This is a genomic window from Collinsella sp. TF05-9AC (assembly GCF_003438495.1).
In the GTDB taxonomy this organism is placed as follows: domain Bacteria; phylum Actinomycetota; class Coriobacteriia; order Coriobacteriales; family Coriobacteriaceae; genus Collinsella.
In genome coordinates this window covers 31,398-54,619 of record NZ_QSSH01000001.1, presented here as the reverse complement: position 1 = coordinate 54,619, position 23,222 = coordinate 31,398, and the positions used below count along the sequence as shown (strand labels likewise).

The window sequence follows — 23,222 nt, the reverse complement described above, 5'->3', positions numbered from 1 at the left end:
GTACGGCATCGCCGCACCGGGTTGCATTCATGATTGTTTAGACAGCGGAACTATTTATCGATCGTCTCGATAATGCTCTCGCCGATCTTGCCGCGCTCCCAGCGACCATTCGACAGGTCGTTGGAAATGGAATTGAACTTCTTCTCGGTAATGTCGTAGAGAGCGAAGATAATCAAGGCTGCTACCAGAAGGGCGCAGGCGGGATAAATCGTCAGAGCACCCTTGATGCCAAGCAGCGTGGCAGCCGTCTGGGGCTTATTTGCCACATATCCGGTAAGGGCAAGGATGCCGCCGGAAATGATCGCGGCAAGGGATTGCGCAAGCTTACGAGAAAAGTTGAACGCGGCGTAGGTCGTACCCTCCTTGCGGATTCCCGTGTGCCATTCACCGTAATCAATAACATCGGAAACCAAGTTCCAGGTGATACCGTTGGGGATGGCAAGCGCGACGTAGCCGATGGTGACGAAGATGATGAACGTCACGGTATTGGTCGGCAGGATGAAGTTGAGGCCGTTTGCCACGGCACCGACGATAAAGCAGGCAACGCACGTGCGCTTCTTGCCAAAATGCTTGACGAGCGTCGGGATGGCGAGAATGGCGACAACCGACGTTCCGATCATGATGCCGTTGACAATGGGCTGCAACGCGATGTTACCCAGGTTGTACTGGCAGAAATACACCATCATGGTGTTGTTGGTATTCATGGCCGAGATGGTAAACAGCGTAAGCAGGATAACTGCTCCCAGGTTCTTGTTGGTGAAAACGACCTTGAAATACGTGCTGAATGCGCTCGACTTCTTGCCGGCCTTTCCCGCAGCCTTCTCCTCGGCCTGTCGATCGATACGGATATGCTCGCGCGTTCCCAAAAAGCAGATGGCGAATCCGGCGATGCCACACAGTCCCATGACGACAGCTGCAATCGTATAGCCGTGCGGATTGCCGTCGAGCGTGTCGCCACCCGCAAAGAACAGGACCAATGGGATGAACGCTACGCCCGTGATGAGCTGTGCGCAGAGCGAACCGGCCTGGCGCGTTGACGCCATGTGCGCGCGGTCATCGACGTCACGCGTCATTACCGTGGCCAGAGATCCGTATGGTACGTTGGTGAAGCTGTATACGACGCCCCAGATCATGTAGGTTATCAGCGCATAGGCAATTTTGCCCGCCATGGGAATATCGGGCGCAGTGAAGGTCACCACGGTTAGAACGGCAAGGATCACGGCCGAAACCATCATGACCGGACGAAACCGACCGTGCTTGCCAATCTTCTTTCTACCGTCGACGAATGCACCGGCAATCTGGTCCATGAACGCATCGAAAATCTTGGTGACGGCGAAAATCAGGCTCACTACGCCCGGCGAAATCAGACAGATGTCAGTGTAGAACTTGGTCAGATAGGCTTGACCAAGATCGAACATGAATCCATTGCCCAAATCGCCAAAGCCATAGCAGATTTTCTCACGCCAGCTCAGCTTGATATCCTGCGAGCTCTGCATAGATCTCGAATCCGCCTGAGCAGACACGATCTGCTCGTTTTTCTGTTGCCCTGTTCCCATATGGTCCCTCCCCTTTGCAACCGATTTCACCAATCGGAGCACATACAGATCTATGCCTCGACGGTGCCCAGATCGAAGCCAAAGTAGCGAACGGAATTGTTGTAGCTGATATCGCGCACGATGGTGCCCAGCAGCTCCATGTCGGCCGGATACTTGCCCTGCTCAACCCACTCGCCGATCACGCTGCACAGCACGCGACGGAAATACTCGTGGCGCGGATAGGACAGGAAGGAGCGGGAGTCGGTGAGCATGCCGACAAAGTTGCCCAGGACGCCCTCGTTGGCCAGAGCCGTGAGCTGCTCGCGCATACCGACCTCGTTGTCGTTGAACCACCAGGCGGAACCGTTCTGGATCTTACCGGCAGTCGGAGCCTCCTGGAAACAGCCCATCACGGTATCGATCATGGTGTTGTCGATGGGATTCAAGCTGTACAGGATGGTCTTGGGCAAGCCGCAGGTCTCCTGGATGGAGTTGAGGAAATCGGCGAGCTGGTCGGACGGCGTGTAGTTGGAGATGCAGTCATAACCGGTATCGGGGCCGAGCTTGGCAAACATGGCGCGGTTGTTGTCGCGCTTGCAGCCAAAGTGCAGCTGCATGGCCCAGCCCAGGCGGACATACTCGCCGGCGACAAACTGCATAAAGGCGGTCTTGTACTTGAGGACCTCTTCCTCGGTGAGCGGCTCGGCAGCCAGGCCCTTGGCAAAGATGGCCTCAATCTCATCGGCGGTAGCCGGGACATACATAACGTAATCGAGTGCGTGGTCGGAGGCGCGGCAGCCCAGCTCGTGGGCAACATCGTAGCGCTTGGAGATGGCGGACTTCATGCCCTCAAAGTCGCTGACCTCAATGCCGGCAACCTCGGAAAGGTGCTTGCAGTAGTCGGCGAACTCCTGGCCGCGCTCGATGCGCAGAGCGGCGTCGGGGCGCATGGCGGGAACGACCTGAACGTCAAAACTGTCATCGGCGGCAATCTTCTTGTGCCACTCAAAGCTGTCGGCGGGGTCGTCGGTAGTGCAGATCATGCGGACGTTGGACTGCTTGATCAGGTTGCGGCAGGTAAAGCTGGCCTCGGCGAGCTTGGCGTTGGCAAGGTCCCAGACCTCCTGGGCAGTCTTGCCATTGAGGACGTCCTCGTAGCCAAAGTAGCGCTTAAGCTCCAGGTGGCTCCACTCAAAGACGGGGTTGCCAACGCAGCGACCCAGGGTCTCGGCCCACTTTTGGAACTTCTCGCGAGCAGGGGCGTCGCCAGTGATAAAACGCTCGTCGACGCCGTTGGCGCGCATCAGGCGCCACTTGTAGTGGTCGCCGCCCAGCCAAACCTCGGTGATGTTCTCGAAACGCTTGTCCTCCCAGATCTCCTTGGGAGAAATGTGGCAGTGGTAATCGACGATGGGCATGCACTTGGCAAAGTTGTGGAACAGCTCCTCGCCGGTCTTGGTGCTCAGCAGGAAATCCTGATCGTCCATGAAGTTTTTCATCAAACAACCCCTTTGTTTGCGGAGCGGGCGCACAATACGCTCGTCATCCTCTAGGTGAACGTTCACCATACTAATCCATTACGACTCAAAAGGTGAACGTTCACCTAACTACCACGGGGTAAACGGTAGGTTTTGACCGCTTAACGGTTGCCGAGCCATGGATCCTGCGTTGAAGCGGCACAAAGAAAGGTCGCTGACGGCAGATTCGCCATCAGCGACCTTCGAAACAATTTTTCGATCCCCTGCCAAAAAATACGCGGCAAGTAGGGAACTCCCTAAACACATTAGATTCCGGCGAGCTCGCAGTAACGATCGACGTTGCTGGCAAACACCATCTCAACAGCCCCCTTTTGCACAGGCTCCGCCGGTGTCTTTCCCCACAGCAGGTAATCGCCTAAGGTCTTGGCGCCACGGTATGCCAAACTCACCGGGTCCTTGTAGACGATGTTGGTAAAGATGCCCCGACGCAAAGCCAGCGCACTTTCTGGGAACAGGTCGTTGCCAATCACCATTACTTCGCCGGCCTTGTTAGCCGAGACAAGCGCATCGGCAATCAGCTCAGAGCCCACGGCGAACACGCTGCAGATCAACTCGGGGGCTTCCGATGACCTTAGACGCTGGTTGAGCTCGTGCTCGAGCTGCTTGACCTGGGCATGAGCACCGGTCAGATCCTCGACCTGCCAGGGAACATTGTGCTCGCGAAGGTAATTGTGGAAGGCGCGAGCGGTCAGATAGTGTGAATCGGTATAGGGGTCGCCCGCCAACAGGAGCACGCGGGCGTCAGCCCCAGAAGCGTGGGCCAGATTTGCCGCCTGCTCAGCCATAAGGCTGCCTGCCGTCGAATAGTCGGCCAAGCTCGCACCCAAGCGATCGAGGTGCGGGCGGTCGCCGTCGACGAGCTCGATTGTCACGCCTGCCTCGGCAATCTGTCTCAGGAGCTCGGTCGCGCGGTCATTGCCCGGAACATAGGCAAGCAGGCCATCAATCTTCTCGCCTACCTGCAGGCGCTCATCAATCTGCTCGAGCGCATCGGCGTAGCCGCCCACGCCAAATTCAACACGCTCAACCGTAATGCCCTGGTCGATGACCTCCTGTTCAAAGCGATTGCAGCCTTCCCACAGGTAACGGAAAAAGTACGCTCCCTCGCGCGATGCGCGGGGCAGGCAAAACACCAGATTGATGTCCTTGCGGCGCAGGCTTGAGGCACTTGTGTTGCGGTGATAGCCCATGGCCTCGGCCTTGGCGTTCACCTTGGCGCGCACGGATTCGCTCACGCCGGCCTTTCCCGTCAGGGCCTTGTGCACAGTATTGATGGAAACGCCAAGCTCGGCGGCTATGTCCTTCATGGTTACACGAGCGCTCATGGGATTACTCCGTTATAGATAAGTTGCCAATTAACAGTACAGGTAACGATACCCCAAAAATACTCTTCAACTCGCCGCGCTCGCGCCCAAATGCGCAAAGTGCCCCGCGAGCGGATGCTCGCGGGGTGTTTGGATGTCAGGCCTTATTTGATACCGCGGCCCAAGTCTTCGGCGATTTTGTCCACGCCCTTAAGTGCGGCGCACGTCTTTTTGTTGGAGCAATGCCCCGTGCAAACGCCACCCTGAGCGCAGTCGGCGCAGGTGCCCTTACGGTAGATGCGCACGCACACGGCGATAAACGCAATACCGACAACAGCCAGTACAACAATATCGATAGGTGCCATAGCAAGCCTCCTCTAGTTAGCCATCACTTACTTTACCCCATTCTCCACCTAGCAAAAAGGAACAGGTTTATTTTGCTCGGTTTTATCTGCGGAAACGTCACATCTCCCCCACCAAAAAGCCCGAGTGTCGCTGGGACACCCGGGCTCGTGAAAAGGGGCTAATCCTTATTCGGACTTAAGCGGAAACTGCGGCGGAAGCAGTATTGGTCTCGTCCTCGTCCGTCCAAGCATACTTGGGCATGGGGCGGAAGATCTGGAAGAGCATCGCAACCAGCAGCACGATAGCCACAACCGTCCAGATGCCAAACTGGCCCAGAACAAGCAGGTTGTAGAACTGGTTGATGAACAGGCCGATCACCCAAGCAAAGGCGCACTCGTAGCCGAGGGCAATCGCGGTCCACTTGCCGGAGTCCATCTGGTTGCGGATGGTACCCATAGCGGCAAAGCACGGAGCGCACAGCAGGTTGAAAGCGCCAAAGGCAACGCAAGCGCCCATGGTCGGGAACATGCCGGCGAACGCGGTCCATAGGCTCGGATCGGTCTCGGCGGCATCGGCAACGGACAGCAGCGAGCCGGCGGTGGCGACGACGTTCTCCTTGGCGACAAGACCCGAGACGGACAGTGCTGTTGCCTGCCAGGTGCTAAAGCCGAGCGGGGCGAAGATCCAGGCGATCAGGTTGCCGAGCATGGCAAGCACGGAGTAGTCCATGAACTCCTCGGGGATGCCGTCCATCGCAGGCAGGAAGCCAAAGGAACCGTTGTAGCTACCAAAGTTGGAGAGGAACCAAACGACGACGGTGGACGCGAAGATGACCGTGCCGGCCTTCTTGATAAAGGCCCAGCAGCGCTCCCACACGTGCAGCGCCCAAGAGCGAATCGCCGGGAAGTGGTAAGCGGGAAGCTCCATAACGAACGGCGTCGGGCGACCGGCGAAGAGCTTGGTCTTCTTGAGCATCAGACCCGAGCCGATGACGGCAAAGACACCCAGGAAGTAGAAGAGCGGGCTGATCCACGCGGCGGTAGTGGAAGAATCGCCGATGATGGAGCCCATGAGCAGGGCGATGATCGGCAGCTTAGCGCCACAGGGGATGAACGTGGTGGTCATGACCGTCATGCGGCGGTCCTTCTCGTTCTCGATGGTCTTGGTGGCCATGACGCCAGGGACGCCGCAGCCCGAGGACACGAGCATGGGGATGAAGGACTTACCGGACAGGCCAAAGCGGCGGAACACGCGGTCCATGATGAAGGCGACGCGGGCCATATAGCCGCAGTCCTCCAGGAAGGACAGCATGACGAACAGCAGGAACATCTGCGGCACAAAGCCAAAGATGGCACCCAGGCCGCCGACGATACCGTCACAGACGAGCGAGTCGACCAGGCCACCGTCCTCGGTGCCGCCCGCCACGAGGGCATCGTGCACCATAGTGGTAATACCCGGGACATAGGGGCCGTACTGCGCCGGATCGACCGAGTCGGCATTGTCGCCCGCAGCCTCGACAGCCGCGTCATAGGCGTCGCGGCCCTGACCGAGCACGTACCAGCCGTCGGTGCCGAAGAGCTGGTCGTTGGTGAAGTCCGTCACCGTGCCACCCAAGGTGGAAACGGCGATGTAGTACACGCAGAACATGATGACCACAAAGATCGGCAGGCCCAGGATACGGTTGGTAACCACACGGTCGATCTTCTCGGAGGTGCTCATCTTGGCAGGAGCCTTGGTGAGGCACTCGTCGATGATGTGGGCAATGACGCCGTAGCGCTCGCCGGTGATGATGGACTCGGCGTCATCGTCGCAGTCCTGCTCGCACTGAGCGACCAGCTCTTCGACGCGAGCGGCCTTCTCCTTGGTGAGGTTGATGAGCTTGCAGGCGTCCGCATCGCGCTCGAACAGCTTGACGGCATAGTAGCGGCGCTTGTTGGCGGGGACGCTTGCCGGCAGGTTGTTCTCGATGTGGTCCAGAACGTCCTCGATGGAGGAGTCGAACTTGTGCTCCGGCACCTGGCCCTTGGAAGCAGCGGACTTCTTAACCTGCTCGAAGAGCTCCGTGATGCCCTTGTTCTTAAGAGCGGAGATCATCATAACCGGGCAGCCGAGCTTCTTGGAAAGCTTGTCGGTGTCGATCTTGTCGCCGTTCTTCTCGACCAAGTCGGCCATGTTGAGGGCAACGACCACGGGCAGGCCGGTCTCGATGACCTGAAGCGCCAGGTACAGGTTGCGCTCGAGGTTGGTGGCATCGACAACTTGGACGACAACATCGGGCTCGCCGCTCATGAGGTAATCGCGCGAGCATTGCTCCTCGGGGCTGTAGGGGGAAAGCGAGTAGATGCCAGGGAGGTCCGTGATGGTAACGTTCTTGTCGCTTAGGAGCTTGGCCTCCTTTTTCTCAACCGTGACGCCGGGCCAGTTGCCAACGTAGCCGTTGGCGCCGGTGATCAGGTTGAAAAGCGTGGTCTTGCCGCAGTTGGGGTTACCCGCCAGCGCGACATGGATCTGAGAATCCGCCATTCAATCCTTCTTCCTTGTGTGCCTGCGCTGCTTTCTCCGCGCAGGCTGGATAATGTGCTTCAAAGATGCTGCATTAAGTTAGAAAAACCTAACTTTATCTGCAGAAATATACGTCGCAAGCCCTTACTGGACCTCGACGACGGCCGCCTCCTCCTTGCGGATGGAAAGCTCGTAGCCGCGCACGTTGATCTCGACCGGATCACCGAGCGGCGCGACCTTCACGACCTTGAACGAAGTGCCCTTGATGAGCCCCAAGTCCATAAGGTGGCGGCGAAGCGCACCCTCACCGTGAAGCTTGACGATGGTGGAGCTCTCGCCCACCTTAACGTCACCCAACGTCTTCATCCTCTTGTCCCCCTTTCGGTTTTTATGAAATGCTGCGGACTAACCGACGGTCATGATGTGCATGGCAACCTTGGAATCGATACCAAAGCGTGCGCCCAGCACCGTGACGATGATATTGGCGCCACTCGAGCTCACCACGTGAATTTCGCTGCCCTCGACAAAGCCGAGGTCCTTGAGGTGGTGCTTCATATCCTCATTGCCCTTTACACGAGACACGCGCACGGTTTCGCCCGCTTTTACCATCGAAAGCGGCATTGCCGGCATCTGCGGTCCGCAAGACATGAGTGGCTCCTAACGTCAGTTCGTCCTCAACATCGACGCGGTAAAAGTTAACCACGCCTATGTTTGCTTTAGTAAACTAACACGTGGTTAACTTTTTGGAAAGGGTCCCCATTCAGATTTCGAAAAAGTTTCCTATACGAAACAAAAAGGCGCGGCAAAGAGCTGTCCTTTGCCGCGCCTTGTCATGCTTAGAGCGAGAGGTTTCTGATCGACGTAACGCAGGAAGCCTCGTCTACGCCCGAAACGCGAAAGATGATGTCCTCGCCGCACTCGCCGTAGAGAGCCATGAGGCCCATGACATCGCGACCGTCGGTATGGCGGTCGCCGATGCTGACCGACACGTCGCTACGGTGCTTGGCAATGATGTCATAGAGCAGCGCAACCGGGCGGGCGTGTAGTCCCAACGGATCTTTAATCGTCTTTGTAAACTCGACCATGTCCCCTCCCACGACATCACACATTCGGCCGGCAAACCCAGCCACGTGGTAGTTATTGTAGCGTTAGATGCTTATCGAGGGCCCCTCCGGATACCCCGTGGTCAAAAAGTGGCAAATATGAGTACTGTCACAAATTTAGTAGCAGCAAAATCGAGAGCAAATTGCCTAGCTTGAGCGATTCGAAGAGGTTGAAAGCCGTCAAACGCCCTTTAAAGGGAGTTAGATAAATCGATTTTGAGCCCATTTTCGCTCAGAGCAGGCCGAAAAATATGGCACTTCTTTTGCAACAGTACTCATATTTGGCATTTTTTGACCACGGGGGCCAAAACCATGCCCCAAAACACAAAAGGAGGGGCCTCGTAAGGCCCCTCCTTAGGAAAGGGAATCGATTTATTCCACAGCCGTAGATTAATCCTAGCCGCTACTCCATCATATCGAGGACGGAAGGGCGAAGCTCGTTCTCGGCGGCCTCGGGATCGGTCTCGCGCAGACGGTTGATGTAGCGGTTGTACCACATCACGGCAAGGCCCAAGAAGACAACCACGCCGCCAACGTTGTAGACCAGCGTCAGCCACAGCGGCTGATCGAGCGGAATGGTGCCGCAGATAAGCACGAAGCAGAAGACCACAAGCAGGAATGCGGCAACGACCAGGCCAAAGCTGCGCGAACCCATGCGGAAGCCACGGGGAGCGGCGTCAAAGTTCTTGCGCAGCATAAAGTAGGCAAGCAAAATCAGCAGCGGTGGGAGCAGAGCGGTGGCAGCAGTCATGTTGGTGACGATCATGAGCAGGTCGTCGAGGTTACCGGAGCCCAGGGCCGGAATGATCAGGATGGGGACGACGATGGCGAACTGCAGCCAGGCAGCGCGGGCAGGAATGCCGTGCTCGTTGAGCTCGACGATTTTGCTACCAAAGACGCCCTTGGGGATCTCGGTGAAGAAGACCTTGATGGGAGCAGAGGTCCACATCATGAGGGAGCCCAGCGTGGCGGCGAGAAGGATCAAGCCGATGGCGCGCGTAGACACTTCCATGGGAATGCCAAAGTGGGCAAAGACAGCGCCGAATACGTCGAAGATACCGGTGGAGATGGCAACGCCGCCCTCGGGGATGAACAGGTTAACCAGCAGCGAAGCGCCTGCATACAGAAGGCCGATGGTCAGGCCGGCGATAACGACGGTGCGCACGAAGGCCTTGACGCCACCCTTAAGGTCGTTAAGGAACACGCCGACAGACTCAGCGCCGCCAACGCCCTGGATGATCCAGGCAAGCGTACCGAAGAAGCCCCACGCAGTTGCGAAGTTGCTCATGTCGGGAGCCATGTTAGCGGGAGTAGGAGCCGTAGCGAACTCAACGCCGCCAAAGGCAGCAGCCAGGGACAGCAGGATGAACACGGCGGTCAGGCCGAGAGCCGCGGTCGAACCGAAGGAGGAAATGGAGCCGATCCACTTAGCGCCCTTGGTCGAAACCCACGTGGCGATAGCAAAGACGACGATCTCGATAATGGTGATCCATAGCTGCGAAAGCTCGGCGTTGGCACCAAAGAACACGTAGCTCGCGTAGATGATGACGTTGGGCAGGACGGACGCAAAGAAGAACAGGTTAACGAACCAGTAGCTAAATGCCGTCAGGAACGCCCAGCGACCACCCATCGAGGTCTTAACCCATGCGTACACGCCAGACTCGGAGTCCTTGTTGAGGCCGACGAACTCGGCGGTAACCAGGGTATAGGGGACAAAGTACAAAAGCGTGGCGAAGAAGAACGACGGCGCAGCTGCCAAGCCGATGGCCGCGTTGTTGTTGATGATGTTCTTGATACCGAACACGGCGGCGACCGTCATGCCCAGCAGAGCGAACGAACCAATCGTTCCTCGTTTTTCAGAGCTCATAAGCCCTCCCAATCATCTGTTAAATGTCATCTAAAACCGTCCGAGCTGCAAGTGCAAACACGGACGGCGCACCTGCTAAGGGGAATGGGGAAAAGGGAGTCAACAAAGCCATCCCCCTTAACGGCGCGAAGCAAACGTCCAGGCGGACGAATACTACTTGTTGGGGAAGGAATAACCTTCGACTGTCACGTGCAGTACCACGACGCGGGGATCCGCGGCATCGGCCACGACACGGTAGGCCTCGTCAATTTCGACGACGGCAACGCCGCCGGTGGGAATCGTCACGGTCTCCCCCGTACCCTCAAAGCGCTCGCGATCATCGATATCGCTGTAGGCGCGCGTACAGGTAAGATCGGCCTTGGAAGCCACCTCAACGGTCAGATTGCCGTCGAGCGGGGCGAGCACGGCATGGTAGCGACGGTGACCGACCAGATCGGCAGTAGCCGCCTCGTGGGCGTTCACCCACCAATACACCAGCGAGTCGCCGATAGAGTACGCCACATCGTGCTGCAGTTCAGAAACGCCGTCGAGTGCCTGACCGGTACGCATCCACTTCTTGACGGACTTCATCTGGGCGTCGAAATCGGCACGCGAGTTAAAGATATGCATGACTTATGCCTCCTTAATGGGTGCCAGCGCCTGAGCCAGATCGGCAGACGTCAGCGGTCGCAGGGACACCTCAAAGCTGAAGCTCTCAAAACGGGTGCGATAGGAATCGAGCACCTCGGAACCCCAAGAGTTCGAGCCAAGGCCGAGCAGCTGGTCGTTGATGTTGACCGTAACCGTGTCGCCCGGGACAAGATCGTAGACATGCTTGGCATTATCGATAGCCTCGCAGCTATAGGGCCATGCGGAGAACGAGAACGGATTGGAAGCGGCGTCGCTCGGACGCGTCACGACCAGACCGTCACCGTGGCTGGAGCGCAGGGCGACCCAGCGGGTACCCTCGCGGTTGGCGCAGTCCTGGGGCATAACGTAGGGCGTGAACATGTCGTCGACCGTAGTGCGGTAATGACCGACCGGGTTGGCGCGCAGCGAGTCCGGATAGTTCTCGCCCGGGCCGTGGCCATACCACTCGACGGCACGATCACAACCGGGGACCTCGAAGGAGATGCCGATGCGCGGGATAATGTCCGAATAGTCGCCGTAGGGCTCGCCGGAAACCTTGAGGTCGACGCGGCCACTCGGAAGCACGGTATAGACGAGCTCGACGCGCATGCCGAACGCGCGGACGGGAGGAGCGATACGCTGGCTCACGGTAACGACGACCGCATTGCCGTCCTGCTTCCAAGAAACATTGCGGGTAGACGTCTGCATCACATCGATGAAGTTATCCTTCCACAGGGAGTCGTACTCCTGAGCGTGGTTATCGACGAGCGGATGCCAAAAACCAACCTGGGGACCGGAGGTCATGACGTCGCGACCGGATGCCTTCCACTCGCTCACGGTACCGTTGACCTTGCTGAAGGTCAGCTCGCCGTTGAGGGAGCGAATGCGAATCTCCTGCTCGGTCTCCTCGACCGTAAGCTCAGGACGAGTGGGGGCGGCAATTGCCGGCGCCGGATGGTTTGCGATGGCAAACTGGCTTGCACCCAGTTGGAACATCGACTCGCACCAGGCGTGAGCCGCCATGGTGTAGGCGTGCACGGTCAGCAGGGTCTCGCCCACTGCGGCCTCGCGAATCACCAGCGGAAGCTGGACGGACTCGCCGGGGGCAACCGCACCGGGCATGAGCGTCTTGCGGCAGACCACGTCGCCGTCCACCAGGGTCTCCGCCGACAGGCAGACATCCTCGAGGGTGGTAAACCAACGCTTGTTGGTGACGGTCAGCTCGCCCGCCTCGGCATCGTAGGCCATGCGAACCGGGCAGATGACCTGGCCGTACTCGGTAAGGCCCGGGCTCGGCTGCTGCCAGGGGAACACCATGCCGTCGATGCAGAAGTTGCTGTTGTTGGGGTAATCGCCGTTGTCGCCGCCATACATGTCGTAGGCAACGCCGTCCTCGGTCACAGCAGCCAAACCGTGGTCGCACCATTCCCAAATAAACTGGCCTTGGATGCAATCCCAGCGATCGAAGACCTCCTGGTACTCGGACAGGCCTCCGGGACCATTACCCATGGAGTGGCCGTACTCGCAGTTGATGCGCGGCTTGGGGAACGGATGCTCGCCAAAGTCGTTCATCTGCGACACGCGGGAGTACATGGTGGAAATGACGTCGACGGTATCGGCGTTGCGATCCTCCTCGTAGTGGACCGGACGACCGTCGAGCTCGTGAGCTTTGGCGTACATCGCGCGGATGTTGCAGCCATAGCCGCTCTCGTTGCCCATCGACCACATGATGATGCACGCGTGGTTGCGTTCCTGCATCACCAGGCGCTCAACACGGTCAACGTAAGCCGGCTCCCAGGCAGGGTCGTCGGTGACCAGGGCGATATTGCCGATATTCTCGAAGCCGTGGCTCTCCATATCGGTCTCGGCGACCAGCATGATGCCGTACTCGTCGCACAGCTCGTAGAAGCGCGGATCGTTGGCGTAGTGGGACGTGCGCACCGCGTTGATGTTGTGCTGCTTCATGAGCTCCAGGTCGCGGCGCATGCGCTCGAGACCCACGGCGCGGCCCTTGTGATCGTCGTGGTCGTGGCGGTTGACGCCATGCATCTTAAAGTAGGTGCCGTTGAGGTAGATATGATTGCCCTCGACCGTCACCTCGGCAAGGCCTTGGCGATGCGGAACGTACTCGCTGACCTCGTCGCCGTCGTAGACCTCAAGCGTAAGGTCATAGAGGAAGGGGTCCTCGGGGTTCCAGAAGTGGGCATCGGCAACGCTGCACTCGGCATGGCCGTCGACGCACTCGCCCGTAGCGACCACATTCTGGCCATCGCTGAGCGTATACACGACGCGACTTGCGCCCTCGGCAACCGTATCGAGCGTGATCAGAGCGGCATCGCCCTCGCGGTGCGTGCGGAACCTAAAGTCGACCAGATGCGCGGCGGGACGCTGCATGAGGTACACATCGCGGAAGATGCCCGATGCCCACCACATGTCCTGGTCCTCGATGTAGCTACCATCGCTGTACTGCAGAACCTTGACCGCAAACAGGTTGTCGCCCTCGACGAGCGCGTCGGTCACGTCAAACTCGGCGGACAGGCGCGAACCCTTGGTCATGCCGATAAACTTGCCGTTGACATACAGCTCGCCGTAGCTCTCGATACCGTCGAAGCGAATAATCTCGCGAGCGCCGGCAGGCACGGCGGGAAGTTTGACGATGCGCTGGTAGACGCCCGTAGGGTCGTCGGAGGGAACGAACGGCTGATCCACCGGGAACGGAAAACCCTCGTCGGTGTAGGCAAGGTTGCCATAGCCGTCTACCTGCCACAGGTGCGGAACCTCCACGTGATCCCACTCGGGCTCGTACGTGCAAAGTGCTTCGTTGGAGACGGCCGCGGGGCCCTCAAAAAGGCGGAACTGCCACGAGCCGGACAGCTGGACAAATCCGCGCGACAGCTCGCGGCTGTACGTAGCGGCGAGATCGGCGGTCTCATAACCCATAAAGTACGCATGGGGTGCCAGGCGGTTCCTGTGGGTGAGCGCTTGGTTTTCCCAATCGTTAATGGCGTCCATGGTGATGCTCCTTCGTCATCGTAGTGCTTCTTTGTGCAACCGGTTGTCCTTATCTTACGGGCGGTACAAAAATCTGTGCAACCGGTTGTCCGCCGAACGGTCGATTTTGTCGGATTAACGGTGCAACCGGTTGTACAACCACGCTACTTATGTCACCCTAAGCTTAGGTGCACAGCACGGGGCATCGTTCTTGAACTCACAGGCAACTGTCGCGCCTGCCTATGTCTCGCCCATACATGCCGTGCTCAGTCGCAGTTTGATTGCAAAACGACACCGGCCACCGGATACCATGGACGCCGTTCACGCGCGCTATAGTAATCTGTATCCGCATTAGCCTTTATCGATAGCCCACCGACCCAATTGCACAGGAGACGCCATGACCCAACCAGCACGCACCGCACCCACGCTTGCCGAGGTTGCTGAAGCTGCCGGTGTTTCGCGCTCCACGGCATCGCGTGCCCTCAACGACTCCCCCCGCATTAGCGAGGAAACTAAAAAGCGCGTCCGCGCAGCGGCGAAAAAGGTTAACTTCGTTCCCAACGCACGCGGCCGGGCGCTCGCCGTCGGACGCACGGAAATTATCGCCGTACTGGTTACCGAGCCTTTGAGCGAGCTGTTTAGCGATCCCACCTACAGTGAGTTTTTAAGCGGCATTACCGAGGAACTTTCGGAGTCGTCTTACTTGCCCGTGATCTTGCAGGCATCTTCCTCGCATGAGCGCAACCGCGCACGCGAGCATTTTGAGCGCCGCTCGTTTGACGCCGTCATCGACGTCTCGCCCTACAAGGGCAGTGAGCTGCTCGAGGTGCTGCGCGAGCTGGGCGTACCCACTGTGTTATGCGGCCAGCTCGAGGGCCATCCCTATCGCGACGTGTTCTCGACGGTCTACTCCGACGACGAAGAGGGCGGACGCTTTGCGGCGCTCGCTATGAAGGAACGCGGGCGCAAAGATATCGTCGCCGTGTTGGGACCGCAGGATAACCCCGCCGTCATCGACCGCCTTCGCGGCTACCGTGCAATTTTGGGCGAAAGCCTTCCGGATGAAAATGTCATCTATACCGGATGGAGCAGCGGAGACGGCTACCAAGCCACGCGGCGGTTGCTCGCGCGCGAAATACATGCCGACGGCGTGCTATGCGGATCGGACCGTATCGCAACCGGCGTTATCGCCGCATTCAACGAAGCAGGAATTAGCGTACCCAAAGACATTTCGGTCGTGGGCTTCGATGACCACGAGGTCGCAGCTCGCAGCGTCCCCGCGTTGACGACCATTCGTCAGCCGCTTCGCGAGGAAGGCCGCATGGCCGCAGGCATTGCGCTCGATATGATCAATGGCGCCGTACCCACCACCACCGTCATGCACATGCAGCTCGTTCAGAGAGACTCACTGTAGGAAACTGGGCCGGGCTTTCCGCTAGGCTGCTTTAGCGGAAAGCCCGGCCCATTCCGAACGCCGATTCTGGGATGTACTTTCCGCCAGAAGCTCAACCGGAAAGTGCGACCCGTTATTTGGCTGGATTCTGGGTCGCAGTTTCCGCGACGTCCGGTCACCCTATGCCCTCGCAACCTCGGCATATAAAAAACGAGGGAAAGCACACGTCCTTCCCTCGTTGCAAGCAATATGTAGCCGCTTGCCTACATCAGGCGCAGGCTGACGTCCTTGAGCTGGGCGCCGCTAACGGCACTCGGGGCGCCCGACATGAGGTCGGAGCCGCTGGCCGTCTTGGGGAACGCCATGACGTCGCGGATGGAATCGGAGCCGGTGAGCAGCATGCACACGCGGTCCAGGCCCAGAGCGAAACCGCCCATCGGGGGTGCACCAAACTTGAGGGCCTCCATGAGGAAGCCAAACTGAGACTCGGCGCGCTCCTCGGTAAAGCCCAGAAGCTTAAGCATGGACATCTGCATCTCGGCGTTGTGGATACGCATGCCGCCGCCGCCGGCCTCAAAGCCGTCCATGACAAAGTCGTAGGTGCACGAACCGGCTGCCAACGGGTCGGCCTCGATCTTGGCGATGTCGGTCTCGGTCGGCAGGGTAAAGGGTTGGTGCTCGGCAGCATAGGCCTTGCGGTCCTCGTCCCAATGGAACAGCGGGAAGTTGACGACCCACAGGAAGTCGTGACCCTCGCGCTTGATCTCGAGCGCATTGGCCATGTGCGAACGCATGCCGCCCAGGATCTCGTCGGAGAGCAGGCGCGGGCCGGCGGCGAACATCACAAGGTCGCCGGGCTCGACGTCCATGCGCTCGCGCAGAGCCGCCATCTCCTCGTCCGAGAAGAACTTGACGATGGGGCTGTTGATGGAGCCGTCCTCGCGGAAGGCGATCCAGGCCAGGCCCTTGGCGCCAAACGTGGAGGCCACGCCGGCGAGCTTATCGATCTTGGCACGTGCCCAGGCACCGGCGCCCTTGGCGTTGATGGCCTTGACGACAGAGCCCTCCTCATTTGCGGCGGTCGCGAAGACCTTGAACTTGGAGTTGGCAAAGATGTCGGTCAGGTCGACCAGGTGCATGCCATAGCGGGTATCGGGCTTGTCGGAGCCATAGGTGTCCATGGCATCCCAGTAGTTCATGCGACGCAGCGGCGTGGGCATCTCGACACCCATGCGGCCGAAGGCATCGGCAAGAACCTCTTCGAGTGCGCTCATGACATCGTTCTGGTCCACGAAAGACATCTCGATATCGACCTGGGTGAACTCCGGCTGACGGTCGGCACGCAGGTCCTCGTCGCGGAAGCACTTGGCAACCTGGTAGTAGCGCTCGACGCCACCGACCATGAGCAGCTGCTTCAGAAGCTGCGGGGACTGCGGTAGAGCGTAGAAGTTGCCCGGCTGGATGCGGCTGGGGACGATGAAGTCGCGGGCGCCCTCGGGCGTGGACTTGAACAGGGAGGGCGTCTCGACCTCCATGAACTCACGGTTGTGCAGCGCCTCGCGAATGGCAAAGGTAAAGTCGGAGCGCAGCTTGAGGTTTGCCATCATCTCGGGACGACGGAGGTCCAGATAGCGATAGCGCAGACGGGTGTCCTCGCTGGTCTCGATGCCGTCCTCGATCTGGAACGGCGGGGTGACGGAAGTGTTGAGCACCTCGGCGTGGTCGGTCAGGACCTCGATCTCGCCGGTCGCGAGCTTGGCGTTGGTGGTCTCCTCGCCACGGGAGCGCACGACGCCGTGGATCTTGATAGGCCACTCGGGACGCATGGTCTCGGCAATCTTAAAGGCGTCGCCGTCGGAGTGCTCGGGGTCGAAGGTGAGCTGCGTGATGCCCTCGCGGTCGCGAAGGTCGCAGAAAATAAGGCCGCCGTGGTCGCGGCGACGGCTCACCCAACCGGTGAGGGTGACCTCTTCGCCCACGTTCTCGAAGCGAAGCTCGCCGCAGGTACGGGTGTGCATGGAATGCTCATCGATGGGACGGGTCTGGCTCATACCAGTGATCCTCCTTTATGGATCTGTGCCGCCCCGTGTCGTTCCGGGCGGCGTCGTACAGATTTGCCCAGCCTGCGTAAACCGCGCAGCCAGACATGGCGTTCTATCTTATCGCACCTGTGTCGATGCGCCACGGAAAAGTAGCTCCTGCCCAAAGACTTGACGGAGACGAAACAATTGATGCGCCGTGGCCGTCGCCCAGGCGCACGGCGTGCGACAATATGCCCCAATAAAACAGCACTTGGAAAGGCCCGTCATGACTGCACGCCTCATCGTTATGGATATCGACTCCACGCTCATCAACCAGGAGGTCATCGACCTGTTGGGCGAGGAGGCCGGCGTAGGCGAGCAAGTGGCGAAGATTACTGAGCGCGCCATGCGCGGCGAGCTCGACTTTAAGCAGGCGCTCGAGGAGCGCGTGGGGCTGCTTGCCGGCTTGGACGAGAGTGTGTTCGAGCGCACCTTTAAGCGCGTGACGTTTACCCCCGGCGCGCTGGAGCTTGTGCGCTCGGCGCACAGCAAGGGCTGGAAGGTCGGCGTGGTAAGCGGCGGCTTTCACGAGGTCGCCGATAAGATCGTGGCCGCTGCGGGCATCGATTTTTGCCTGGCCAATCGTCTGGAGGTCGTAGACGGCAAGCTCACCGGTAAGTTGGCGGCCGACATTGTGACCAAGGAGTCCAAACTTATCCAGCTGCTGGATTGGGCAGTTGAGTGCGGCGTCGATATGGCCCATACCGTCGCGATCGGCGACGGCGCCAACGACATCCCCATGATTCAGGCCGCGGGCACGGGCATCGCGTTTTGCGCCAAGCCCAAGACGCGCGAGGCCGCCCCGTTTGCCATCGACGAGCGCAACCTGATGCTCGCCATGGACATCATCCTGCGTGACTAGTCGATCCGTCTAACAATTGAATCAGTCTGTCCTATAGTTTCCGAACAATTTTGTCTTAGTGTTCGGAAACATACCCTTTGAGTGCTAGACTTTGCGCCGTCGAAGGGAACATAGATGGATAAGCAAGATCTTGAGCAATTGCTGAGCGATGTTGCCGGCGGAGCAGTCACCCCGGCAGCCGCCCTCACGCGCATCCAAACGGCGCCAACCGCCGATCTGGGTTTTGCACAGCTCGATCTTTCGCGCGGAGTGCGCCAGGGAGCCGGCGAGGTTGTCTACGGTGCCGGTAAAACCGCCGAGCAAATTGCCGCCATTATCGAAGCGCTGCGCGATGCCGGCCAGGAGCGCATCCTGGTCACGCGCCTGGATGCCGAAAAAGCAGCCCGTACCTCGGAGCTCCTCGACAACGGCATCGACCTGGGATATGTCCCGGACGCACAGCTCGCCCTCGTGGGCGGCAAGCCCTCCCCTACCGGCAACGGACGCATCGTCGTCGCCTGCGCCGGCACGAGCGACTTACCCGTCGCCGAAGAAGCCGCGTTGACGGCCGAGTTCTATGGCAACGAGGTCGACCGCCTCTACGACGTAGGTGTCGCCGGCCTGCACCGCCTGCTCGCGCATGCCGAGGAACTTGCCCAGGCGCAGGTGGTCATCGCCATCGCCGGCATGGAGGGCGCGCTGGCGAGCGTTATCGGCGGTCTGGTGAGCTGTCCGGTCATCGCCGTTCCCACCAGCGTTGGCTACGGCGCAAGTTTTGGTGGCGTAGCTGCACTGCTCGCCATGCTCAACTCCTGTGCCAGCGGCGTTTCGGTCGTCAATATCGACAACGGCTTTGGCGCCGCCTACCAGGCAAGTCTTATCAATCATCTGAGCGCCGGCACACCCCGCGCCCGCTAAGGAGCATTCCATGTCCAATCATCAGCACACGCTTATCATCGACGGCACCTCAGGCATCAGCGGCGATATGACCGTCGCGGCCCTGCTCGATCTGGGTGCCAGCGAGGAGCACCTGCGCGAACAGCTCGCCACACTGCCGGTCGACGGCTTTACGATCGCCGTCACGCGTGCAAACAAGCATGGCATCGACGCCTGCGATTTCGACGTCCAGCTTGCAGAGGGACTCGAGAACCACGACCACGATATGGCCTGGCTCTACGGCAACGAAACAGCTGTCGAGCACACGCACGAGCATCACCATCATGGCCATGGCGAGCACGAACACGAGCACACACACGACCATGACCATGAGGCCCACGGCCATGGCCACGAGGGCCATCATCACGCCCACCACCATCACCATCGTTCTTTGGCGGACGTCACCGCCATCATCGACGGCTCGCAGCTAAGCGATGGCGCCAAGCGTCGCGCGCTCGCCATTTTTACCGCACTCGCCGCCGCCGAGGCTAAAGCTCACGGCAAAACGCCCGAGACCGTCCTGTTTCACGAGGTAGGCGCCGTCGACTCCATCGTCGACGTCTGCTCTGTCGCTATCTGCCTCGATGACCTGGGTATTGAGGACATCGTGGTCGAGTCGCTTTCCGAGGGCCACGGCACCATCCGCTGCGCCCACGGCCTTATGCCCATCCCGGTGCCCGCCGTCATCAACCTATGCCAAGCAGGCAATATCGCTCTCACGCCCGCACCGGTCGCCGGCGAGCTCGTGACGCCCACGGGCGCCGCCATCGTCACTGCTCTGCGCACGTCCGACCAACTGCCCTCACGCTACCGCATCAAAGCCGTCGGCTACGGCGCCGGCAAACGCCCCTACGAGGGTTGCTCCGGTACGCTCCGCTGCCTGCTTGTTCACGCGGACGCATAGCCATGGACGCCCGCAAGACAAAAAGCCGCGCCGCCATCGTCGCGGCGTTCTCCGAACTCCTACGCGAAGAGGACTACGGCAAGATCACCGTCGGCGACATCATCGTGCGCGCTCACGTAGGCCGCGCGACATTCTACGGCCTCTTTAAGAGCAAAGACGACCTACTGTCCGAGCTCGTGAGCGACATCTGCACCCACGCCCTCGACGACGATGGCACGCCGCTCGACGACCCACTCGTGCAAGTCGAGCATATCCTCAACAACCTCTGGGATCGTCGTCAGGGCGTACGCGCCCTCGTAGCCGGCGCCGGCTCACGCGTCTTCGCCGACTGCTTACGCAAGACCATCATGTCGCGCGCAGCCGAAACCATCCCTACCGACCCAAACGGCCCCGCCGCCACCATGGACCGCAGCTTTCTACTGCACCACATAGCCTCAAGCTTCGTAGGAATGGTCCAATGGTGGGCCTGGCACAACTTTCAAGCAGATAAGGCCGAAGTAGCCAAAGACTACCTCTCAGCCACAAAGCCCCTCTTCAACTAAGTAAGAAGCTCATCCCAAAGCATCGTCCCAACCCAAGCCGCCACGCATCCCAAAGTGTCGACAGCAGCCCAACGCCCCTACCAGCAACAAGCCCCTCCCATCCAAATTCAGATATATATGTTGGGTTGCTTGTACGAACGCAACAAAGACCCCGCAGCTGTCCGCATGGGGTAACTTCCCAGCGCACTCCGCAGGACGCAAAAAGGCTCGCCGCACAAAGTGCGCAGCGAGCCTTTTTGCATGTCCGAGGACGCGCTGGGAAGTTACCCCATGCGGACAGCGGACAACCTATGTAGCCTCAGACTAGAACATGCCCAAGAAACCATGCACAAACAGCGCGGCCAGAGCGGCACCGACAAACGGCGCGATGCCAGGAACGAGCAGGCCGTACTTCCAGTTGTTATCGGCCTTGTTCTTGATCGGCAGCACCTGATAGGCCATGCGAGGACCAAGGTCACGAGCCTGGTTCATGGCGAAGCCGGTGATGCCGCCCATGCCCATGCCGACGGCCCAAACGATCAGACCGACGCAGATAGCGAGCATCAGAACGTTCTCGCCGGCGCGGCTAGCAGCAGCAAGGATGGCGCTGATGAACACGAAGGTGCAGATGGCCTCGCAGAAGAAGTTACGGGCATAGTTCGTGCCCTCGGTGGTGGGGTTGGTCGAGAAGATGTTGCGCTGAGCAATGGGGTCGACGACGCCCTCGGAAGCCTTGAACTCATCGGCATACATAAGCCAAGCGATTACGGCGCCCACAAAGCCGCCGAGCATATCGGCAATCATGAAGGGGATGCAGCTGCTCCACGGCACCAAGCCGACGATGCACTGGGCAAGCACCATGGCGGGGTTCATGCACACGGCGCCGCCAAAGATAAACAAGGCGACCGAGATGCCAAAAGACCAGGTGGTGATGGCAAACATGTGGCCGGAGCCCTGATACTTGGTGCCCTTAAGCACGGTATCGCAGTGCACGCCCACGCCAAAGATGATCATGAGGGCCGTTGCGCCGAATTCGCAGAGGAGTTTGGTAAGCATAAAACCTTATCTTTCTTGTCGGTTATAAACGATTCGTTTAGGCCGCGTACTAGTGCTGAGCGACGACAACGCCCAGGCCATCGGGAATGACGGCCACCTTGGCATCGGCACCCTTCATCTCAAAGGCGAGCTTGAGCGCCTCATCGAGAGTGTTGACCGGCGTCATGTGCATATCCTTGATCATCTGGTGATCGCACAGGTCGGTAACCATGATCACGGGGTGATGCGCCAGGATGCGGGCAAAGATCTGGCTCGTCCACTGGTCGGGCAGGGTCTCGTCCTTAGGACGGTCGATGCAGGCGCGCTCAAACTCCGCAGGATCGTTGTCGGCGATGTTGTGATAGAAGCCCTCGCCACCGTGACCGTCGGCACAACCGGCGACATCGATAATCACGCCGCCCTCGGGAAGCGTGGCCTCGGCAGAGCACATGCCCTTCACGGCCTGGTAGATGTTCTGGTCGAGCGGGTAGCCGCCGTTGGTGGTGATGGCAATCTCGCACTCGACGGGCTCAACGCCGGCAAGGCTCTTCACGAACTCGCAGCCAGCCTCGTGCGCCTTGTGGATATCGCCGGCAAAGGAGCCGATGACCTCGTGCTTGCCGTTGAGCACCACGTTGAGCACAAAGGCAAGGTGAGCCATCTCGGCAGCGGCAAACATGTCCTCGCTCACGTGGTTGTGGCACAGGTTGCCGGCACGCGAGTGGGAATCATTCACAAACTGACCGTTATGGTTGTACATGATGGTCTTGTAGCTGGCGATACCAGGCAGGACGGACTTGCGGCTACCAGAGAAACCAGCAAAGAAGTGCGGCTCAATAAAGCCCTCGGCAAGCAGCAGATCGCAATCGGCGGCAATCTTGTTGATGATGCACTCGCCACCAGAAGGCAGGGTGCCGATCTTTTTCATCATGCTGTCATCAGTCGCGACGTGCATAACGATTTCCTCGTTGGCAACAATCTCCTCGCCGTACTTGTTGACGAGCTCCTCATGCGTCGACGGACGATGCATACCCGTAGCAACCAAAATACGCACACGAGCCTCGGGTGCAGCAGTATGGATATGATGCAGCAGAATAGGCATCGTCACACGCGATGGAACGGGGCGCGTATGGTCGGAGCTAATGATGACGATATCCTTCTTGCCAGCACAAAGCTCCTCGAGCGACGGCGAGCCATAAGGGTTGGCAAGCGACTCCTCTACCAGCTCTTCCTGCGATTTCGTGGTCTTAAACTCGTTTTGATGACCTTCCATCACACCCGCGAAGTTCTTATCCTCGAGCTCCAGATGCAACGTCTTGTGGTCAAACGGCAGTTCACATTCAAACAATGACGAGCGCCCTCTTCCTTTTCAACTGACACACTAGATAAACCGTTGGAAGGATACGCCGCTCACCGAAAAACACCACCGTCCACCGACTCATTAACACAACGTTCATATTTGACCCACAGCAAAACGGCCACGACCCCAAACGGGACCGCGGCCGCTACAGTCGTAAGGCCAGAAGCGCCAAATGCATCTCAATCCCGATCGATAAGACGCGAGGCGCGAAGCGCCAAACGCGCCGCCGGGACAGACCCCATCCAAAACGCGCGTAGCGCGCCATTATTCCCTTCAGCTTTAATCCCCGAAGACCGGACATCGTAGGGCCCGCCATCAGTTTACTTTTAGGCACACTCCGCAGGACGCAAGAAGCCC

At 59.2% G+C, this 23,222-nt stretch carries 19 protein-coding genes; 5 read left to right on the top strand and 14 right to left on the bottom strand.

The annotated features are described in order from the left end of the window. Nucleotides 1–50: 50 nt before the first annotated feature. The 11 genes from DXC52_RS00215 to DXC52_RS00165 all read right to left on the bottom strand — a co-directional run bounded on the left by DXC52_RS00215 (nt 51) and on the right by DXC52_RS00165 (nt 13,815). Nucleotides 51–1,556, bottom strand: coding sequence for an MFS transporter (locus DXC52_RS00215; RefSeq protein WP_117745675.1), 1,506 nt, complete (start codon nt 1,554–1,556; stop codon nt 51–53). Nucleotides 1,557–1,606: 50 nt separating this feature from the next. Next, a complete protein-coding gene (gene uxaC / locus DXC52_RS00210) occupies nt 1,607–3,034 on the bottom strand; it encodes a glucuronate isomerase (RefSeq protein ID WP_117745674.1) in 1,428 nt (475 codons plus the stop codon). A 284-nt stretch (nt 3,035–3,318) separates the two neighbouring features. After that, complete coding sequence (locus tag DXC52_RS00205; RefSeq protein WP_117745673.1) at nt 3,319–4,398, bottom strand: substrate-binding domain-containing protein; 1,080 nt, start codon at nt 4,396–4,398, stop codon at nt 3,319–3,321. Between the two features lie 143 nt (nt 4,399–4,541). Next, a complete protein-coding gene (locus tag DXC52_RS00200) occupies nt 4,542–4,742 on the bottom strand; it encodes a hypothetical protein (protein WP_117745672.1) in 201 nt (66 codons plus the stop codon). A gap of 175 nt (nt 4,743–4,917) precedes the next feature. Further along, the gene (locus tag DXC52_RS00195; protein WP_117745671.1) at nt 4,918–7,245 is read right to left on the bottom strand and encodes a ferrous iron transporter B; all 2,328 of its coding nucleotides are present in this window, start codon (nt 7,243–7,245) and stop codon (nt 4,918–4,920) included. A gap of 123 nt (nt 7,246–7,368) precedes the next feature. Continuing rightward, nucleotides 7,369–7,590 (bottom strand): FeoA family protein, encoded by a 222-nt coding sequence (locus tag DXC52_RS00190; protein WP_006234774.1) that lies wholly within the window; start codon nt 7,588–7,590, stop codon nt 7,369–7,371. Between the two features lie 39 nt (nt 7,591–7,629). Next, nucleotides 7,630–7,872 (bottom strand): FeoA family protein, encoded by a 243-nt coding sequence (locus DXC52_RS00185; protein ID WP_040358815.1) that lies wholly within the window; start codon nt 7,870–7,872, stop codon nt 7,630–7,632. Between the two features lie 188 nt (nt 7,873–8,060). Then, a complete protein-coding gene (locus DXC52_RS00180) occupies nt 8,061–8,309 on the bottom strand; it encodes an HPr family phosphocarrier protein (protein WP_022094361.1) in 249 nt (82 codons plus the stop codon). 421 nt (nt 8,310–8,730) lie between these two features. Next, nucleotides 8,731–10,194 carry an amino acid permease gene (locus DXC52_RS00175; RefSeq protein WP_117563668.1) on the bottom strand — a complete coding sequence of 488 codons (1,464 nt, stop codon included), beginning with the start codon at nt 10,192–10,194 and terminating at the stop codon, nt 8,731–8,733. Between the two features lie 153 nt (nt 10,195–10,347). After that, nucleotides 10,348–10,803, bottom strand: coding sequence for a hypothetical protein (locus tag DXC52_RS00170; protein ID WP_117563669.1), 456 nt, complete (start codon nt 10,801–10,803; stop codon nt 10,348–10,350). Nucleotides 10,804–10,806: 3 nt separating this feature from the next. Beyond that, nucleotides 10,807–13,815: a glycoside hydrolase family 2 TIM barrel-domain containing protein gene (locus tag DXC52_RS00165; protein WP_117745670.1), complete on the bottom strand. Its 3,009-nt coding sequence runs from the start codon at nt 13,813–13,815 to the stop codon at nt 10,807–10,809. A gap of 376 nt (nt 13,816–14,191) precedes the next feature. Between DXC52_RS00165 and DXC52_RS00160 the strand changes: the two genes are divergently transcribed. Continuing rightward, the gene (locus DXC52_RS00160; protein ID WP_117745669.1) at nt 14,192–15,208 is read left to right on the top strand and encodes a LacI family DNA-binding transcriptional regulator; all 1,017 of its coding nucleotides are present in this window, start codon (nt 14,192–14,194) and stop codon (nt 15,206–15,208) included. 242 nt (nt 15,209–15,450) lie between these two features. Here the strand turns inward: DXC52_RS00160 and aspS are convergent, their stop codons facing one another. After that, nucleotides 15,451–17,238, bottom strand: a complete 1,788-nt coding sequence (gene aspS / locus DXC52_RS00155) for an aspartate--tRNA ligase (protein WP_117745668.1) — start codon at nt 17,236–17,238, stop codon at nt 15,451–15,453. 256 nt (nt 17,239–17,494) lie between these two features. Between aspS and serB the strand changes: the two genes are divergently transcribed. The 4 genes from serB to DXC52_RS00135 all read left to right on the top strand — a co-directional run bounded on the left by serB (nt 17,495) and on the right by DXC52_RS00135 (nt 20,491). Then, complete coding sequence (gene serB / locus DXC52_RS00150) at nt 17,495–18,130, top strand: phosphoserine phosphatase SerB (protein WP_117745667.1); 636 nt, start codon at nt 17,495–17,497, stop codon at nt 18,128–18,130. 114 nt (nt 18,131–18,244) lie between these two features. Then, on the top strand, nt 18,245–19,027 hold the full coding sequence (larB, locus tag DXC52_RS00145) for a nickel pincer cofactor biosynthesis protein LarB (protein ID WP_117745666.1): 783 nt from the start codon (nt 18,245–18,247) through the stop codon (nt 19,025–19,027). 10 nt (nt 19,028–19,037) lie between these two features. Next, nucleotides 19,038–19,949 carry a LarC family nickel insertion protein gene (locus tag DXC52_RS00140; RefSeq protein WP_117745665.1) on the top strand — a complete coding sequence of 304 codons (912 nt, stop codon included), beginning with the start codon at nt 19,038–19,040 and terminating at the stop codon, nt 19,947–19,949. 2 nt (nt 19,950–19,951) lie between these two features. Beyond that, entirely contained in the window at nt 19,952–20,491 is a 540-nt protein-coding gene (locus DXC52_RS00135) for a TetR/AcrR family transcriptional regulator (protein ID WP_117745664.1), read from the top strand. 303 nt (nt 20,492–20,794) lie between these two features. Here the strand turns inward: DXC52_RS00135 and larD are convergent, their stop codons facing one another. Both larD and larA read right to left on the bottom strand, forming a co-directional pair. Continuing rightward, nucleotides 20,795–21,526: a D/L-lactic acid transporter LarD gene (larD, locus tag DXC52_RS00130; protein WP_117745663.1), complete on the bottom strand. Its 732-nt coding sequence runs from the start codon at nt 21,524–21,526 to the stop codon at nt 20,795–20,797. 49 nt (nt 21,527–21,575) lie between these two features. Beyond that, nucleotides 21,576–22,853 (bottom strand): nickel-dependent lactate racemase, encoded by a 1,278-nt coding sequence (gene larA, locus DXC52_RS00125; protein ID WP_117745662.1) that lies wholly within the window; start codon nt 22,851–22,853, stop codon nt 21,576–21,578. Nucleotides 22,854–23,222 lie beyond the last annotated feature (369 nt).